General features: G+C 67.5%; 15 protein-coding genes. 3 read left to right on the top strand and 12 right to left on the bottom strand.

What is annotated here, in order from left to right; genetic code table 11:
• Positions 1-80: 80 nt before the first annotated feature.
• The 6 genes from atpA to E2F49_RS13660 form a co-directional block, all read right to left on the bottom strand.
• Entirely contained in the window at positions 81-1,631 is a 1,551-nt protein-coding gene (gene atpA / locus E2F49_RS13635) for a F0F1 ATP synthase subunit alpha (protein WP_133394396.1), read from the bottom strand.
• Between the two features lie 52 nt (positions 1,632-1,683).
• Complete coding sequence (locus E2F49_RS13640) at positions 1,684-2,211, bottom strand: F0F1 ATP synthase subunit delta (protein WP_133394397.1); 528 nt, start codon at positions 2,209-2,211, stop codon at positions 1,684-1,686.
• Positions 2,212-2,216: 5 nt separating this feature from the next.
• Positions 2,217-2,687 carry a F0F1 ATP synthase subunit B gene (locus tag E2F49_RS13645; RefSeq protein WP_055249947.1) on the bottom strand — a complete coding sequence of 157 codons (471 nt, stop codon included), beginning with the start codon at positions 2,685-2,687 and terminating at the stop codon, positions 2,217-2,219.
• Between the two features lie 109 nt (positions 2,688-2,796).
• Entirely contained in the window at positions 2,797-3,087 is a 291-nt protein-coding gene (gene atpE, locus E2F49_RS13650) for a F0F1 ATP synthase subunit C (RefSeq protein WP_055249948.1), read from the bottom strand.
• An 82-nt stretch (positions 3,088-3,169) separates the two neighbouring features.
• Positions 3,170-3,967, bottom strand: coding sequence for a F0F1 ATP synthase subunit A (gene atpB / locus E2F49_RS13655; RefSeq protein WP_055249949.1), 798 nt, complete (start codon positions 3,965-3,967; stop codon positions 3,170-3,172).
• Between the two features lie 27 nt (positions 3,968-3,994).
• Positions 3,995-4,372 carry an ATP synthase subunit I gene (locus E2F49_RS13660; protein ID WP_133394398.1) on the bottom strand — a complete coding sequence of 126 codons (378 nt, stop codon included), beginning with the start codon at positions 4,370-4,372 and terminating at the stop codon, positions 3,995-3,997.
• Positions 4,373-4,859: 487 nt separating this feature from the next.
• Here E2F49_RS13660 and E2F49_RS13665 point away from each other — a divergent pair, with 487 nt between their 5' ends.
• Complete coding sequence (locus E2F49_RS13665; protein ID WP_133394399.1) at positions 4,860-5,774, top strand: porin family protein; 915 nt, start codon at positions 4,860-4,862, stop codon at positions 5,772-5,774.
• A gap of 64 nt (positions 5,775-5,838) precedes the next feature.
• Here E2F49_RS13665 and lpdA read toward each other — a convergent pair whose 3' ends face one another.
• The 3 genes from lpdA to aceF all read right to left on the bottom strand — a co-directional run bounded on the left by lpdA (position 5,839) and on the right by aceF (position 11,193).
• Positions 5,839-7,665, bottom strand: a complete 1,827-nt coding sequence (lpdA, locus tag E2F49_RS13670) for a dihydrolipoyl dehydrogenase (RefSeq protein WP_133394400.1) — start codon at positions 7,663-7,665, stop codon at positions 5,839-5,841.
• On the bottom strand, positions 7,665-9,284 hold the full coding sequence (locus E2F49_RS13675) for a bifunctional GNAT family N-acetyltransferase/carbon-nitrogen hydrolase family protein (RefSeq protein ID WP_055249953.1): 1,620 nt from the start codon (positions 9,282-9,284) through the stop codon (positions 7,665-7,667). The genes lpdA and E2F49_RS13675 overlap by 1 nt, the downstream gene beginning before the upstream one ends.
• Positions 9,285-9,444: 160 nt before the next feature.
• Positions 9,445-11,193, bottom strand: coding sequence for a dihydrolipoyllysine-residue acetyltransferase (gene aceF / locus E2F49_RS13680; RefSeq protein ID WP_133394401.1), 1,749 nt, complete (start codon positions 11,191-11,193; stop codon positions 9,445-9,447).
• Positions 11,194-11,645: 452 nt separating this feature from the next.
• Here aceF and E2F49_RS13685 point away from each other — a divergent pair, with 452 nt between their 5' ends.
• The gene (locus E2F49_RS13685; RefSeq protein WP_133394402.1) at positions 11,646-12,278 is read left to right on the top strand and encodes an OmpW/AlkL family protein; all 633 of its coding nucleotides are present in this window, start codon (positions 11,646-11,648) and stop codon (positions 12,276-12,278) included.
• A 126-nt stretch (positions 12,279-12,404) separates the two neighbouring features.
• On the opposite strand, the gene E2F49_RS13690 is transcribed toward E2F49_RS13685, so the two are convergent.
• From E2F49_RS13690 to E2F49_RS13700, 3 genes are all read right to left on the bottom strand, one after another.
• The gene (locus tag E2F49_RS13690; RefSeq protein ID WP_055249959.1) at positions 12,405-12,941 is read right to left on the bottom strand and encodes a hypothetical protein; all 537 of its coding nucleotides are present in this window, start codon (positions 12,939-12,941) and stop codon (positions 12,405-12,407) included.
• 76 nt (positions 12,942-13,017) lie between these two features.
• Entirely contained in the window at positions 13,018-13,947 is a 930-nt protein-coding gene (locus E2F49_RS13695) for a DMT family transporter (RefSeq protein WP_133394403.1), read from the bottom strand.
• Positions 13,948-14,259: 312 nt separating this feature from the next.
• Entirely contained in the window at positions 14,260-15,309 is a 1,050-nt protein-coding gene (locus E2F49_RS13700; RefSeq protein ID WP_133394404.1) for an NAD(P)-dependent alcohol dehydrogenase, read from the bottom strand.
• 136 nt (positions 15,310-15,445) lie between these two features.
• On the opposite strand from E2F49_RS13700, the gene E2F49_RS13705 reads away from it, so the two are divergent.
• Positions 15,446-15,928, top strand: coding sequence for a YajQ family cyclic di-GMP-binding protein (locus tag E2F49_RS13705; RefSeq protein WP_133394405.1), 483 nt, complete (start codon positions 15,446-15,448; stop codon positions 15,926-15,928).
• Positions 15,929-15,931 lie beyond the last annotated feature (3 nt).

The raw sequence follows: 15,931 nt of genomic DNA on the forward strand, positions 1-15,931 counted from the left end.
GCGCCCGCCGCGCGGGCTCAGATGTCGGTGGATGCGAGACACGCAACCACTGACCACCTCACTCCTGACCTACTGACGCCTTACCAGCTGCCGGTGGTCTTGAAGTCGGCGATGCCCTGCTTGAAGGCACCTTCGATCTCGTCGTTCCAGCCGCCGGTCTGGTTGATCTTGCCGACCAGTTCGCCCTGCGTGTTGTCGAAGTGCGCGTGCAGGCCTTCCTCGAACGCGAGCAGCTTGGCGACCGGCACGTCGTCGAGGTAACCCTCGTTGACGGCGTAGATCGTCAGCGCCTGATGCGCGATCGACATCGGCTTGTACTGCTTCTGCTTCATCAGCTCGGTCACGCGCTGGCCGCGCTCGAGCTGCTTGCGGGTGGCTTCGTCCAGATCCGAGGCGAACTGCGCGAACGCCGCCAGCTCACGGTACTGGGCGAGCGAGATGCGGATGCCGCCCGAGAGCTTCTTGATGATCTTGGTCTGGGCCGAACCACCGACGCGCGACACCGAGATACCGGCGTTCACGGCCGGGCGGATGCCGGCGTTGAACAGGTCGGTTTCCAGGAAGATCTGGCCGTCGGTGATCGAGATCACGTTGGTCGGCACAAACGCCGAGACGTCGCCCGCCTGGGTTTCGATGATCGGCAGCGCGGTCAGCGAACCGGTCTGGCCCTTCACTTCACCCTTGGTGAACTGCTCCACGTATTCCTCCGAGACGCGGGCTGCGCGCTCGAGCAGACGGGAGTGCAGGTAGAACACGTCGCCCGGGTAGGCTTCGCGGCCCGGCGGACGCTTGAGCAGCAGCGAGATCTGGCGGTAGGCGACGGCCTGCTTGGACAGATCGTCGTACACGATCAGCGCGTCCTGGCCGCGGTCCATGAAGTACTCGCCCATGGTGCAACCGGCGTAGGCCGAGATGTACTGCATGGCGGCCGACTCGGACGCGGTCGCGGCGACGACGACGGTGTGCGCCAGCGCGCCGTTCTCTTCGAGCTTGCGCACGATGTTGGCGACGGTCGAGGCCTTCTGGCCGATCGCCACGTACACGCACTTGATGCCGGTGTTCTTCTGGTTGATCACCGCGTCGATGGCCATCGCGGTCTTGCCGGTCTGGCGGTCGCCGATGACCAGCTCGCGCTGGCCGCGGCCGATCGGGATCATCGCGTCGACCGACTTGTAGCCGGTCTGCACCGGCTGGTCGACCGACTTGCGCCAGATCACGCCCGGCGCCACGCGCTCGACCGGCGCGCTGAGCTTGGCGTCGATCGGGCCCTTGCCGTCGATCGGCTCGCCCAGCGCGTTGACCACGCGACCGAGCATTTCCGGACCCACCGGCACTTCGAGGATGCGGCCGGTGGTCTTGGCCACGTCGCCTTCGCGCAGGTGCTCGTAGTCACCCAGCACCACGGCGCCGACCGAGTCGCGCTCGAGGTTCAACGCCAGTGCGTAGGTGTTGTTGGGCAGTTCGATCATTTCGCCCTGCATCACGTCGGCCAGGCCGTGCAGACGCACGATGCCGTCCGAGACCGAGGTCACGGTGCCTTCGTTGCGCGATTCGGCCGACAGCTTGACCTTCTCGATGCGGGACTTGATCAGCTCGCTGATCTCGGAGGGATTGAGTTGCGTGGTAGCCATCGGGAGTTCCCTTGGGCCGGCGTTGCCGCCGACGTTGCAATTGAAAATCGTGTCAGTGCGTCAGCGCGGACTGCAGGCGCGCCAGCTTGCCCTTGAGCGAGCCGTCGATCACCACGTCGCCCGCCGCGATCACGGCGCCGCCGATCAGCGACGCGTCCACGGCCGTCTCGACCTGGACCTCGCGGCCGAAACGGCGCTTGAGCGCGGCGCGGATCTGTTCCACTTCCGCGTCCGGCAGTTCGGCGGCCGAGGTCACCGTCGCCAGCACCACGTGCTCGGCTTCGGCGCGCAGCTGCTCGTACTGGCCCGCGATCTCCGGCAGCTGCGCCAGACGACCGTTGGTCGCCAGCGTCGCGAGGAAACCGGCGAACTTCTCGTCGGCGCCCTCCGGTGCGAGCAGGGCGACGGCGTCATCGTGCGACAGCGCCGGATGCGCCAGCAGCGCGGCCGCCTGCGGATCGGCAGCGACGCGGGCCGAGAACGCGAGCGCGTCCGACCACGGCGCGAACTGGCCGCCGTCGCGGGCGATCGCGAACGCGGCGCGGGCATACGGACGGGCGATCGTCATGGCCTGGCTCATCGGGCTCAGATCTCCGCGGCGAGTTCGTCGAGCAGCGCCTTGTGGGCGTTGGCGTCGATCTCACGCTTGAGCAGGCGCTCGGCGCCGGTCACCGCCAGGGTCGAAACCTGACGACGCAGCTCTTCGCGCGCGCGGGTGGCCGACGCCTGGATCTCGGCGTCGAACAGTGCCTTCTGGCGCAGGCCTTCGGTGACCGCTTCGGCCTTGGCGGCCTCGACGATCTGGTTGCCGCGCTGGTGCGCCTGCTCGATGATCTCGTTGGCCTTCGCACGCGCGGCCTTGAGTTCTTCGTTGGCGGTTTCCTGCGCCTGCGCGAGCGCGCGCTGGCTGTTGTCCGCCGCAGCCAGACCTTCGGCGATCTTCTTCTGGCGCTCTTCGATCGCATTGAGCAGCGGCGGCCAGATCTTGGTCGCGATGATCCAGATCAGGGCGGCGAATGCGATCGCCTGGGCAATGAGGGTCAGACCGATATTCATGGGCTTGTGACTGCCTGTCGTGAAGGGTCGGGCGCGCGGACGCGCCCCCTGTCATCCACCGGTGCGGTCATGCGCGAAGCACGCACCGCACCGGACGCGTCAGCTTCGATCAGCCCGCGATCTGCGCGGCGATCGGACCGACGAACGGCGAAGCGAACGCGAACAGCAGGCCGACGGCGACCGAGATGATGAACGCGGCGTCGATCAGGCCGGCGGTGATGAACATGCGGACCTGCAGCACCGGGATCAGTTCCGGCTGGCGCGCGGCCGACTCGAGGAACTTGCCGGCCATGATGGCCAGGCCCAGACCCGCACCCAGCGCAGCCAGGCCGATCATGATGCCGATGGCCAGAACGGTCGAAGCCTGGATCTGGGCGAACGAGGTCAGTGCGATTTCCATTGTTTTCTCCGGAGCGGATTGCTTGGTAAGGGTGGAACAGGGATTGGGGTGTTGCGAAAGCGGTGTCGCGTGACGCTGCCGATCAGTGGTCGTCTTCAGCCAGGCTGAGGTAGACGATCGACAGCATCATGAAAATGAAGGCCTGCAGCGGAATGACCAGCAGGTGGAACAGCATCCAGCCCAGGCCGAGCACGCCGCCGCCGAGCACGCCCAGCAGGCTCGCGCCGCCGAGGACCCAGATCAGCAGGAACACGATCTCGCCGCCGAACATGTTGCCGAACAGTCGCATCGCCAGCGAAATCGGCTTGCTCAGCCATTCGACGATGTTGAGGATCAGGTTGAACGGCACCATCCACTTGCCGAACGGCGCGAACAGGAATTCCTTCGACATGCCGCCCACGCCCTTGGCACGCAGCGCGAAGAACACCGTCAGGAAGAACACGCTGATCGACAGGCCCAGCGTCGCGTTGACGTCGGCGGTCGGCACCGGCTTCCAGTAGTGCACGCCCATCAGTTCGAGCGGCTTGGCGATGAAGTCCGCCGGAATCATCTTCAGCAGGTTCATCAGCAGGATCCAGAAGAACAGCGTGATCGCGATCGGCGTCACGAGCTTGCTGGAACCGTGGTACGTGTCACGGGCCTGCTTGTCGACGAACTCCAGGCAGATCTCCACGAAGGCCTGCCACTTGCCCGGCACGCCGGCGGTCGCCTTGCGGGTCGCCAGCCAGAACGCGAACACCATCAGGCCACCCATCAGCAGCGCGGTGATCAGCGTGTCCAGGTGCAACGTCCAGAACCCGCCCTCGCCGACCGGCGCGACCAGGTTCTGCAGGTGGTGCTGGATGTAGCTGGTTGGGGTCAGTTCCGCATCAGCTGCCATGAGATCGAAAACCCTAATGTTGTTGGATCAGTGCCTGGCCAGAGGCCGGGCCATTGCGAGCAACTGCGCGAAGAGCGCGACGATGACCCCGGCGAGCATCGGCACCGGCGGCAGACCCGCCCATCCCACGCCCAGCAGCAGAACCGCCACCACCACGACCCACTTCAGCGCCACTCCGGCCAGCAGGCGCGCCAGCGCACCTGCCGATGGATTGACCCCGCCCCCGAGCGCGATCACGCTCGACAGCCAGCCCCCCAGCGCGATCGCCGCGCCACCCAGGCCTGCCGCCAACGCCCAGTCGGCTCCCTTTGCGAGGAAGGCCAGCGCTGTCACCGCGACCGCGACCGCCTGCCAGGCGATTGCGCGCTGTGCCAGCCGCCGACCTGCAGCGACGGACGTCAACACTTCGAGGATCCCGGGTTCTGGAGGGCACGGTGCGCGTCGAAACGGCTCCGTCGAGCCGCAAAAGTATAGCAGCGGCGTCATTTGCCAGACAACCGGCGCAAGTCCCGAATCGGGTTCCGGGGCACATCGGCGGCGGTCAGCAGTCAAGCGCAGCGCGTATTCATTATTTTCCTGCAGATTGTCCGGAACTTCGGAACGCCGGACCGGTCCTACCCTGCGTGTCCGATCTGCCGTCCTTCCTCGTCGGTCCCGTCTGCAGATCGCCACCCGAGCCCCGGCCCCCTCGCCGGGGCTTTTTCTTGGCTTCTCGCCACGCGCTGTTTGGCCCTATGCCGTGGCCCGCGATCCGGCCGAGCACGGGAGGCGTGCAGATATCGTGTCGACGTTCTGTCGCGATCGCCGGCAATCGTCTTTCAGCTGACGACTTCACGCGCGCAAGACCGCGCGTTAACGAACATCGGCCGCCTCTCCCCAGAAGATCGCCACGATGTCCCGACCCCGCACCCGCCTTGCCCTCGCCATCGCCTCCACCGCCCTGCTGGCCACGCTCGCCACCGCCGCGCAGGCCCAGAGCCGCGACGACCGCTTCGTGCTGCGCCTGAGCGCGTTCAACCCCGAGGCCGAGCTGGGCTTCTCCGGGAACGGCACCGTGACCGACGGCACCGACTCGGCGACCTTCGCCTTCAACGAGGATTTCGACACCGGCCGCGAGTGGCGTCCGCGTGGCGCGATCGGCTTCCGCATCAGCGACCGCCAGGCGCTGGTGGGCAACTACTACGACTACCGCCGCGACGAGACCTGGACCTACGGCGGCAACGTGCTCGACACCGGCACCATCATTCCCGGCGGCGAGCCGATCGAGATCCCGGGCGCGCGCATCGACGGCCGCCTGTCGTTCAACCTGGCGAGCCTGAACTACGAATACGCCGTGGTGAAGAACGAGAACTTCGAGTGGGGCCTGGGCCTGGGCGTGACCTACGCCGAGCTGGAAGCCTTCGCCAACGGCAGCTCCACCGGCACCGATCTCGTCGATCCGCAGTTCGAGACCGTCAACTGGAAGCGCGACGGCTTTTCGCCGGGTCTGCACACGCGCCTGCAGTGGATTCCGGCCGATCGCTGGTCGGTGAGCCTGGAAGCCCAGTACCTCGACACCCGCTGGGGCGATTTCCTCGACGAGCGCGGCCACTTCGAGCGCGGCGGCCTGCTGGTCGAATACATGATCAGCGAGCGCGTCGGCATCCACGCCGGCTACGACTGGTTCCGCCTGAAGCTGTCCGACGACTACCGCGGCACCGCGCGCGCCCCGGACGGCATCGATGCCGGTCCGTTCCCCTACGGCGGCAAGGTCACCGGCGACCTGAAGGTGCACGGCCCGATGGCAGGCCTCACGTTCCGCTTCTGATCCGGCCACACCGCACGAAAAAGCCCCGGCATGCCGGGGCTTTTTTTCGGGCTGCTGAAGCGGATCACTTCTTCTTCGGAATGTAGAGATCGGTGATGGTGCCGTCGAACACTTCGGCCGCCATCGCGACCGATTCGCTCAAGGTCGGATGCGGATGGATCGTATGGCCGATGTCGGCGACTTCGGCGCCCATCTCGATCGCCAGCGCAGCCTCGGCGATCAGGTCGCCCGCATGCACGCCGACGATGCCGGCGCCGACGATGCGGTGCGTGGCTTCGTCGAAAACCAGCTTGGTGAAACCCTCGGTGCGGCCGATGCCGATCGCGCGACCGCTGGCCGCCCACGGGAACTTGCCCACGCCGACCTTCAGGCCCTTGGCCTTGGCCTCGGTCTCGGTGATGCCGACCCATGCGATTTCCGGATCGGTATAGGCGACCGACGGGATCACCCGCGCCACCCACTCCTTCTTCTCGCCGGCGGCGACTTCCGCCGCGAGCTTGCCCTCGTGCGTGGCCTTGTGCGCCAGCATCGGCTGGCCGACGAGATCGCCGATTGCGAAGATGTGCGGCACGTTGGTGCGCATCTGCGCATCGACGGCGATGAAGCCGCGATCCGACACGCGCACGCCGGCCTTGTCGGCCGCGATCTTGCCGCCGTTGGGCGTGCGGCCCACGGCCACCAGCACGCGGTCGAAGGTCTTCGTGTCCGGAATGCTCTCGCCGTCGAAGACGACATCGATGCCGTTCTTGGCCGCCTTGGCCTCGACGACCTTGGTTTTGAGGTGCGCGGACACGCCCTGCTTCTTCAGACGATCGGCGAGCGGCTTGACCAGATCCTTGTCGGCGCCGGGCATCAGCTGGTCGGCGAGCTCGACGACGGTCACTTCCGCGCCGAGTGCGTGATAGACCGTCGCCATCTCCAGACCGATGATGCCGCCGCCGACGACGAGCAGCTTCTTCGGCGTCTCGGCCAGTTCCAGCGCGTCGGTCGAATCCATGACGCGCGGGTCGTCCCACGGAAAGCCGGGAAGCTTCAGCGCCTGCGAGCCGGCGGCGATGATGCACTGTTCGAAACGCACGAGCTGGGTCTTGCCGTCGCTGCCGGTGACTTCGATCTCGTTCGGCGACACGAACAGGCCTTCGCCGGTCAGTACGCGAACCTTGCGCTGCTTGGCCATGCCGGTCAGGCCCTTGGTCAGCTGGCCGACGACCTTCTCCTTGTAGGCGCGCAGCTTGTCGAGCGCGATGGTCGGCGCGCCGAAATCCACGCCGTAGTCGCTGGCGTGCTTGGCCTGGTCGATGACCTCGGCCGCATGCAGCAGCGCCTTCGACGGAATGCAGCCGACATTGAGGCAGACACCGCCGAGCGTCTCGTAGCGTTCGATCAGCACGGTGTCGAGGCCGAGATCGGCCGCGCGGAATGCGGCGGTGTAACCGCCCGGGCCGGAACCGAGCACGACGATGCGGCATTCGACATCGGCCTGACGGCCCGACGACGGCGCGGCCTTGACCGCTTCGGGTTCGGCCGGCGCCGCAGGCGAACGCGCGACTGGCGGATTGCTGCCGGGCGCTTCGCTCTTCTTCGCCGGCGCGTCAGCCTTCGTCCCGGGCGCGGACGCCTTGGTGTCGGCGGCGGGCGCATCGCCCGCGCCTTCGACTTCGATCACCGCGACCACGCTGCCTTCCGACAGCGTGTCGCCGACCTTGACCTTCAGCTCCTTGATGACGCCGGCCTGCGTGGCCGGCACTTCCATCGTGGCCTTGTCCGATTCCAGCGTGACCAGCCCCTGGTCCTGGGCGACGGTGTCGCCGACGGCGACCAGCACCTCGATCACCGGCACATCGTCGTAGCCGCCGATGTCGGGCACTTTCAGTTCGAGGGTCTTGGCCATCAGGAATTCTCCGGGGTCTGCTGCGTGGGGTCGGCCAGCGCCATGCGCGACGCCGGGCGGCGGGCCCAGGTCAGCGAGTACAGGTCGTGGCGGCGGTCGTTGAGGTTCTGCACGGTGCCGTCGTTGCGGGCGACGACGAGATCGTTGAGGCGCAGGTCGGCGAACGCCACCTGCTCGACGTTCGGCGTGGTGTCGGCGGCGACGCCGTCACGCGCGAACGGGAAATCGCAGGGCGTGAGGATGCAGCTCTGCGCGTACTGGATGTCGAAGTTGTTGACGCCCGGCAGGTTGCCGACGTTGCCCGACAGCACGACGTAGCACTGGTTCTCCACCGCGCGCGCCTGCGAGCAGTAGCGCACGCGCAGATAGCCTTCGCGGGTGTCGGTGCAGAACGGCACGAACAGGATCATCGCGCCCTGGTCGACGAGGTGACGCCCGAGTTCGGGGAACTCGCTGTCGTAGCAGATCATGACGCCGATCGGACCGCAGTCGGTCATGATCGCCTGCGCGCTGTCGCCGCCGCCGATGCCCCACCAGGTGCGCTCGTTGGGCGTTGGATGCAGCTTGTCGCGGGTGTGCAGCGAGCCGTCGCGCAGGGCGACGTAGCAGATGTTGCGCACCTTGCCGTCGGCGTCGTTGCTGGTCCGCGTGGGATGCGAGCCGCCGATGATGTTGATGTTGTGGCGCACCGCCAGTTCGCACAGCAGCTGTGCGAAGCGCTCGGTGTAGCCGGTCAGCGCGAGCAGCGAATCGACCGGCGACAGCGGTTTGTTCTCCACCGACAGCAGCTGCAGCGTGAACAGTTCGGGGAACACCACGAAGTCGGCGCGGTAGTCGGCGGCGATGTCGACGAAATATTCGACCTGCGTGGCGAATTCCTCGAACGAGGCCACGCGGCGCTGCTGATACTGCACCGTCGCCACGCGCACCGAATCGGGCAGCGGACGCTGGGTGCCACGCGTGGTCGCGTTGGCGTCGATCTTGGGATTGCGCCAGACCAGATGCGCGGCGTAACCGGCGGACTCGAGATCCTGCGGCAGATAGCCCGGCAGGACGCCGATCAATTCGAACCCGTTGCGCAGCTGGAAGCTCAGCGCGCGATCGCGCACGCGGCCCGCCCGCACGTCCTCGACATAGGCGCGCACGTCGCCGCGATAGCGCTTGGCACGACGCGAGAAGCCCGGCAAGCGGCCACCGAAGACGATGCCCTTCAGGCCGAGGTCCTGGCACAGCCGCTTGCGCAGCTCGTACATGCGCCGGCCGATGCGCAGGCCGCGGTGCGCCGGATCGACGCAGACTTCCATGCCGTAGAGCCAGTCGCCGGTCGACAGATGCCGCGAGGCGTAACCGCCGCCGGAGATCTCCTGCCAGCGGTGCGGAGACATCGCCGCACGCTCGTCGATGCGGAACGTCGCGCAATAACCCACCGCGGCATCGTCGTAGAACGCGACGAACACGCCCTGCGGGAACTGCGCGATCTGCCCGTTGAGCATCTCGGCGGTGTAGCCGTTGTCGCGCCCGTAGATGCGCTCGCTGAGCGCGACGATCGCCGGGATGTCGGCGATGCCGGCATGGCGCAACGTCAGCCGCGCCCGCTCGCGCGTGGACGTTTCGGTCATGCCGGCGACCTTTCGTTTTGAACCCGCTCAATGTCCGTCGCGAGCGCAGCCAGGTGACGCGTGGCGGAGCGCAGGAGGCGCAGCGTACGCGTGGTACGTGAGCACTCCGAGCACCGCACGCGCGTCAGATGGCAAGCGCAGCAGGACATTGCGCGGGTTCTTACAGCAGCACCCGGCGCATGTCGCCGAGCAGCTGCGCCAGCGTCGCGGTGAAGCGCGCCGCGGCGGCGCCGTCGATGACGCGGTGATCATAGGACAGCGACAGCGGCAGGGTCAGGCGCGGCTGGAAGACCTTGCCGTCCCAGACCGGCTTCATCGCCGACTTCGACACGCCGAGGATCGCGACTTCCGGTGCGTTGACGATCGGCGTGAAACTGGTGCCGCCGATGCCGCCGAGCGAGCTGATCGAGAAGCAGCCACCCTGCATGTCGGCCGGGCCGAGCTTGCCGTCGCGCGCCTTCTTCGCCAGCGCCGACAACTCCTGCGAGATCTCCAGCACGCCCTTCTTGTCGGCATCGCGGATGACCGGGACGACCAGACCGTTGGGCGTGTCGGCGGCGAAGCCGATGTGGAAGTACTTCTTGAGCGTGAGGGTCTCGCCGCTCGCGTCGAGCGAGCTGTTGAAGCGCGGGTACTGCTTGAGCACCGCGACCGAGGCCTTGATCAGGAAGGCGAGCATGGTCAGCTTGATGCCGGACTTCTCGTTTTCCTTGTTGAGCTGCACGCGCAGCGCTTCGAGGTCGGTGATGTCGGCATCGTCGTGTTGCGTGACGTGCGGGATCATCGCCCAGTTGCGTGCGAGATTCGCGGCCGAGATCTTCTGGATGCGGCCCAGTTCCTGGACCTCGACCTCGCCGAACTTGGCGAAGTCGACCTTCGGCCACGGCAGCAGGTTGAGGCCGCCACCAGCCGCCGCCGGCGCACCGGCGGCCTGCTTGGCACCGCCGCCCTGCGCCAATCCGCCTTGGAGCAAGCCCTTGACGAAGGACTGCACGTCCTCGCGCACGATGCGGCCACCCTTGGCGCTGCCCTTGAGCTGCAGCAGGTCCACACCGAGCTCGCGTGCGAACAGGCGCACCGCGGGACTGGCGTAAGGCACCTTGTCGGGCAGGATGGCGTCGGCTTCGAACCGCACCGGCGGATTGCCGGCACCGGCCGGGCGATGCTCCATCGACGCCTGCGCGATCGGATCGGCCTTGGCCTGCGGCGCGACCGGCTCGACGGCGACGTCGTCCTTCGGCTTGGCCGGCGCGGCCTCAGGTTCCGGTGCGGACCTGGCGCTGCCGCCGGCGGCTTCGATGATCGCGACCACGCTGCCTTCCGACAGGGTGTCACCGACCTTGACCTTGAGTTCCTTGATGACGCCGGCGACCGCGGCCGGCACTTCCATCGTGGCCTTGTCCGACTCGAGCGTGATCAGGCCCTGGTCCTGTTCGACCGTGTCGCCGACCGACACCAGCACCTCGATCACCGGCACGTCGTCGTAGCCGCCGATGTCGGGGACCTTCGATTCCTGCGCGCCACCGCCAGCCGACGACGCCTTCGGCGCTTCGGTCTTCGCGGCAGGTGCGGCCGTCTCGGCCGCCGGCTTCCCGGCAGCGGGCGTGTCGGCCTTTGCCGGTGCGTCCGCCTTGGCGGGCGCCGCGGGGGCGTCGGCCTTGGCCGCGCCTTCGGCTTCGATGATCGCGACCACGCTGCCTTCCGACAGGGCGTCGCCCACCTTGACCTTCAGTTCCTTGACCACGCCGGCCACCGACGACGGCACTTCCATCGTGGCCTTGTCCGATTCCAGCGTCACCAGCCCCTGATCGACCGACACCGTATCGCCAACGGCGACCAGCACCTCGATCACCGGGACATCGTCAAACCCGCCAATGTCGGGAACGCGTGCTTCTATCAGGTCGGCCATGCGGCCCTCCGGGCATCTCGTGACCGGCTATTGTGGCGCCCCGCTCCGTCCGCGCCAACTGTTACGTGGCGTACGGAAGCGCATCGTGGCGCCGATCGGGCGCGTCGGCGACCACTGCACGCACACGACACCTCCACCAGTCGCACAGCGCGGAACACAGCGTCGCAATGCGTGCATTCGAGTGGCGTACAGCACCTGCGATGCCGTTGACAGGTGCGCGTTTCGCGCCACTGGCGTCTCTGCGCTGAACGCGCGATCCGGGTTCCCGAAGAACGCGTGAAGCGTTGGAAACGCTTCAGAAATCGCCAATCGCCGATTCAGGATGCGATTGCCAGCATGGCCCCGCCTTCCCGCAGAGGAAGGTCGCAGCGCCGCCTCCCGCACGCCGCGATAGGCCAAGACCGCCGGGCACTTCCACTTGCCCGGCTTCCAGAAGAAGAAGGAGTCACCCCATGCTGAAGTCCAACAAGCGCGTCCTTGCTCTCGCCACCCTGGCCAGCTTTGCCCTGTCGTCCGCCGCCTTCGCGCAGGACAGTGGCGATACCGCGTCGGGCAAGCGTTTCTCGGTCGTCGGCGGTGCCACCCTGCTGCAGCCGACCAAGCACAGCGCCAACGACGGCATCGAAGTCGATGGCGGCCCGGCGCCCACCGCATCGGTGTCGTACAACTTCACCGACAACATCAGCGCCGAACTCTGGGGCGCGCTCGATACCTTCGACCATCGTGTCAAGGGCAACGCCGGCAAGATCGGCACCGTCGAGTCGCAGCCCATTGCGCTGAGCGGCCAGTACCACTTCGGCCAGGCCGACAACACCTTCCGTCCGTTCGTCGGTCTGGGCTACCACCAGTCCAACATCAGCGGTGAAGACCTCAATCCGGGTGGCGACCACGTCAGCCTGAGCACGCCGAAGGGCGCGATCGGCACTGTCGGCGTAGACATGAACATCACCCCGACCTGGTTCGCCCGTGCCGATGCGCGCTACCTGCGCAGCCGTGCGGACATCAACCAGGCAGGCGCGTCGACCGGTCAGGAGCTCAAGCTCGACCCGTGGACCGTCGGTGTCGGCATCGGCGCACGCTTCTGAGTCCTCTCTCTCCCCAGAGTCGTGCCCAGCGGCCCCGCCTCGTGCGGGGCCGTTTTTGTATGGGAGGGGCGAGACGTCGCCATCCCGTATCGGCGCGCTCCGACTTGGACGATCGCAGCTGGCCTTCTAGAGCCAGCGCCCCAGCCGCCACTGCAGCAGCACGGCATACATCGCGTGGTAGCCGACGACCAGACCGGCAACGGCGAACAATCCGGCCGGCTCACCCAACGGCCCCCAGGCCGCGAGCGCGGCATGATCGCCACGCATGCGCTCCCAGGCCTGCCAGATGCCGGCGAACACGCGCGCCACCACGACCAGCGTCAGCGCCAGCACCAGCCAGCGGTTGGGCGTGTACCAGACCTGGCCCGGACGATGTTCGACCCGCGTCAGCGCCCAGCCCAGCCCGCCGAGCACCAGCCCACCCAGCACGCCGAGCGCTGCGTACGGAAATGCATGGACGACGAAGAGCTGCGCGATGCCCATGCCTGCGAGGAACAGCAGTGCCGACGCCGGAATCAGCCAGGCGTTGAGCCGCGTCAGCCAGCGCAGCGGGCGACGGCGCGAGGTGCCGACGCGGTAGCGGTTCCACAGCGCCAGCGGCCACAGCAGGAGCAGCAGCGCGAACACCAGCAACAGGACGACGGCAAGCAGCAGAAGGGGCATGGACGTTTCGCGATACGCAGCGAGCGGAAGCCCGCATGATCGGCGATCGCGCGCGCCGCGGCGATGAAAGGCTGCGCTATGGCCGTGGCGTCCCGTCGAGCCGCTTGACCTCGGAATCGACGGTGCCGGCGTCCGACAGCACCTTCTCACGCCGGAACATGTACAGCCCGCTGGCGACGATGATGCCCGCGCCGAGCCACGTCATGCCGTCGGGCAACACCTGCCAGACGAACAGATCCAGCAGCACCACCCAGACCAGCGCGGTGTATTCGAGCGGCGCAACCTGGCTGGCCTCGCCCAGGCGAAACGCATGCGTCAGACCGACCTGTCCCAGCGCACCGGTCACACCGATCAGCGCGAGCACCCACCAGTGCTCGCGCTGCAGCGGCTGCCAGTCCGGCAGCGCCAAGGCGCCGGCGAACACCGCCATCAGCACCAGGAACCAGAACACCAGCGCCTCGGGGCTGTCGCGCTGCGCGAGCTTGCGCACCGTCACCGACGCGATTGCGTAGCACAGCGCCCCGCCGACGACGGCCAGACCCGCCAGCGTCGCCATGCCCTCCCCGGTCGGGCGCAGCACCACCAGCACGCCGACCACGCCGAGCCCGATCGCCGTCCAGCGCCGCGGCCCCACCTTCTCGCCCAGCAGCGGCACCGCCAGCGCGGTCACCATCAGCGGCGACACGAAGACGATGGCGTAGGCCGTCGACAGCGGCATGCGCGCCAGGCCGTAGACGAAGCCGGCGATCATGCCCACGCCCAGCACGCCACGCAGCAGATGCAGCGGCCAGTGGATGCGCAGCAGCGTGCCCGCGCGTCCGCGCAGCAGCAGCCAGCCGACGATCAGCGGCAACGTCGCCAAACTGCGGAACGTCGCGACCTGGAACGCCGAGTAATCGTTGGCGATCCACTTCATGCCCGCGTCCATGCCGGCGAACGCCAGCACGGCGAACAGCATCCACAGCGCGGCGGCGCGGGCGTTGGTCGGAGCGGCGGAAGCGGACATGAGGGCGGGCAATGCGGAAAATCGGGACGCGCATCCTCGCATGGACGCCGATCGCAGGCAGCCGAGTGGCTCGCGACGACGTTGCGCATCCAGAGCCCTCCCCGCATCTCGGGGGGAGGGTTGGGTGGGGGCGAATCGTCAGGCCTCGTGAGCGCCCGACTCACGCATTCGAGATCGCTTGAAGCCCGTCCTCTGACGGCCGGAATGTTCGCCCCCATCCCATCTTTCCCCCGCAAGCAGGGGAGGAGTCGATCAAGGCACCTCTTGGCATTACCGACGTGCGGTGCTCAAGCGCAGCACCGGGACGCGCACTCAGCCCTTCAGCGTCGCCGTGTCGATGACGAAGCGGTAGCGGACGTCGCCTTTCAACATGCGCTCGTAGGCGGTGTTGATGTCGGCGATGTCGATGCGTTCGATCTCCGAGACGATGCCGTGCTCGGCGCAGAAATCCAGCATTTCCTGCGTCTCGCGGGTGCCACCGATCAGCGAACCGGTCAGGCGGCGGCGCTGCATGATCAGCGAGCCGGCGGCCACCGGCGCCGGCTGTTCCGGCACGCCGAGCAGGATCATCGTACCGTCGGTCTTGAGCAGCGACAGATAGGCGTTGTAGTCGTGCGGCGCGGACACGCTGTCGACGATGAAGTCGAAGGTCTTGGCCAGCGTCTTGAACGTCGCTTCGTCGCGCGTGGCGGCGAAATCGTGCGCGCCGAGCTTCAGCGCGTCCTCGCGCTTGGACTCCGAAGTGCTGAGCACGGTCACGCGCGCCCCCATCGCCACGGCGAACTTCACCGCCATGTGGCCGAGGCCGCCGAGACCGACCACCGCCACCGCATCGCCCGCCTTGACGCCGAAGTGGCGCAGCGGCGAATACGTGGTGATGCCGGCGCACAGCAGCGGCGCGGCGGCATCGAGCGGCAGGGACTCCGGCACGCGCAACACGTAGGCCTGGTCGACGGTGATGCGGGTCGAGTAGCCGCCATAGGTCGGGGCGCTGCCGTCGCGCTCCATGGCGTTGTAGGTGCCGGTCATGCCTTCTTCGCAGAACTGCTCCTCGCCGCGGGCGCACTGCGGGCACTCGCGGCAGGAATCGACGAAGCAGCCGACGCCGACGGCGTCACCGACCTTGAACGCGGTGACGTTGGCGCCGACTTCGGCCACGTGGCCGACGATCTCGTGACCGGGCACCATCGGGAAAATCGAGCCGCCCCACTCGTCGCGGACCTGGTGCAGGTCGGAATGGCAGACGCCGCAGAATGCGATGTCGATCAGCACATCGTCGGCGCCCGGCGCGCGACGCTGGATCGTGTGCGGCGCCAGCGGCGTGGTGGCGTCGGCGGCGGCGTAGGCGGGAGTGTCGAGCATGGCGAAGGTCTCGTCGGCGTGTACGGGATCGCCTAGTGTGCGCGCCGGACTGCGGCCCTGGCAGGGCAGCAGCGGAACAGCCCATACCACCGGTGCGGTACCCTGCGCGCCTTCGTCCCGCCAGCAGGTGCCCCGCATGCCGTCCTTCGACATCATTTCGGAAGTCGATTCCCACGAACTGACCAACGCCGTCGACCAGGCCAACCGCGAGCTCACCACGCGTTTCGACTTCAAGGGCGTGGACGCGAAGTTCGAGCTCGACGCGTCGACGATCAAGCAGTCGGCACCGAGCGACTTCCAGGTCCAGCAGATGACCGAAATCCTCCGCCAGCGCCTCGCCGCGCGGAAGATCGACATCAAGTGCCTGGAGTTCGGCGACATCGAGACCAACCTCGCCGGCGCGCGCCAGACCGTGACCGTCAAACAGGGCATCGAGCGCGAACTGGCAAAGAAGATCCAGAACACGCTCAAGGAAGCCAAGCTCAAGGTCGACAGCCAGATCAACGGCGACAAGCTGCGCGTCAACGGCAAGAAGCGCGACGACCTGCAGGCCGCGATGGCGCTGCTGCGCGGGCAGGACTTCGAGCTGCCGCTGCAGTTCGACAACTTCCGCGACTGATCC

The sequence above is a fragment of the Luteimonas terrae genome (assembly GCF_004358165.1).
GTDB lineage: Bacteria > Pseudomonadota > Gammaproteobacteria > Xanthomonadales > Xanthomonadaceae > Luteimonas > Luteimonas terrae.

Excerpts from the sequence above, each read along its gene's own strand:
- atpA (WP_133394396.1), bottom strand. The coding sequence starts at position 1,631 with ATGGCTACCACGCAACTCAATCCCTCCGAGATCAGCGAGCTGATCAAG.
- E2F49_RS13640 (WP_133394397.1), bottom strand. The coding sequence starts at position 2,211 with ATGAGCCAGGCCATGACGATCGCCCGTCCGTATGCCCGCGCCGCGTTC.
- E2F49_RS13645 (WP_055249947.1), bottom strand. The coding sequence starts at position 2,687 with ATGAATATCGGTCTGACCCTCATTGCCCAGGCGATCGCATTCGCCGCC.
- atpE (WP_055249948.1), bottom strand. The coding sequence starts at position 3,087 with ATGGAAATCGCACTGACCTCGTTCGCCCAGATCCAGGCTTCGACCGTT.
- atpB (WP_055249949.1), bottom strand. The coding sequence starts at position 3,967 with ATGGCAGCTGATGCGGAACTGACCCCAACCAGCTACATCCAGCACCAC.
- E2F49_RS13665 (WP_133394399.1), top strand. The coding sequence starts at position 4,860 with ATGTCCCGACCCCGCACCCGCCTTGCCCTCGCCATCGCCTCCACCGCC.
- lpdA (WP_133394400.1), bottom strand. The coding sequence starts at position 7,665 with ATGGCCAAGACCCTCGAACTGAAAGTGCCCGACATCGGCGGCTACGAC.
- E2F49_RS13675 (WP_055249953.1), bottom strand. The coding sequence starts at position 9,284 with ATGACCGAAACGTCCACGCGCGAGCGGGCGCGGCTGACGTTGCGCCAT.
- aceF (WP_133394401.1), bottom strand. The coding sequence starts at position 11,193 with ATGGCCGACCTGATAGAAGCACGCGTTCCCGACATTGGCGGGTTTGAC.
- E2F49_RS13685 (WP_133394402.1), top strand. The coding sequence starts at position 11,646 with ATGCTGAAGTCCAACAAGCGCGTCCTTGCTCTCGCCACCCTGGCCAGC.
- E2F49_RS13690 (WP_055249959.1), bottom strand. The coding sequence starts at position 12,941 with ATGCCCCTTCTGCTGCTTGCCGTCGTCCTGTTGCTGGTGTTCGCGCTG.
- E2F49_RS13695 (WP_133394403.1), bottom strand. The coding sequence starts at position 13,947 with ATGTCCGCTTCCGCCGCTCCGACCAACGCCCGCGCCGCCGCGCTGTGG.
- E2F49_RS13700 (WP_133394404.1), bottom strand. The coding sequence starts at position 15,309 with ATGCTCGACACTCCCGCCTACGCCGCCGCCGACGCCACCACGCCGCTG.
- E2F49_RS13705 (WP_133394405.1), top strand. The coding sequence starts at position 15,446 with ATGCCGTCCTTCGACATCATTTCGGAAGTCGATTCCCACGAACTGACC.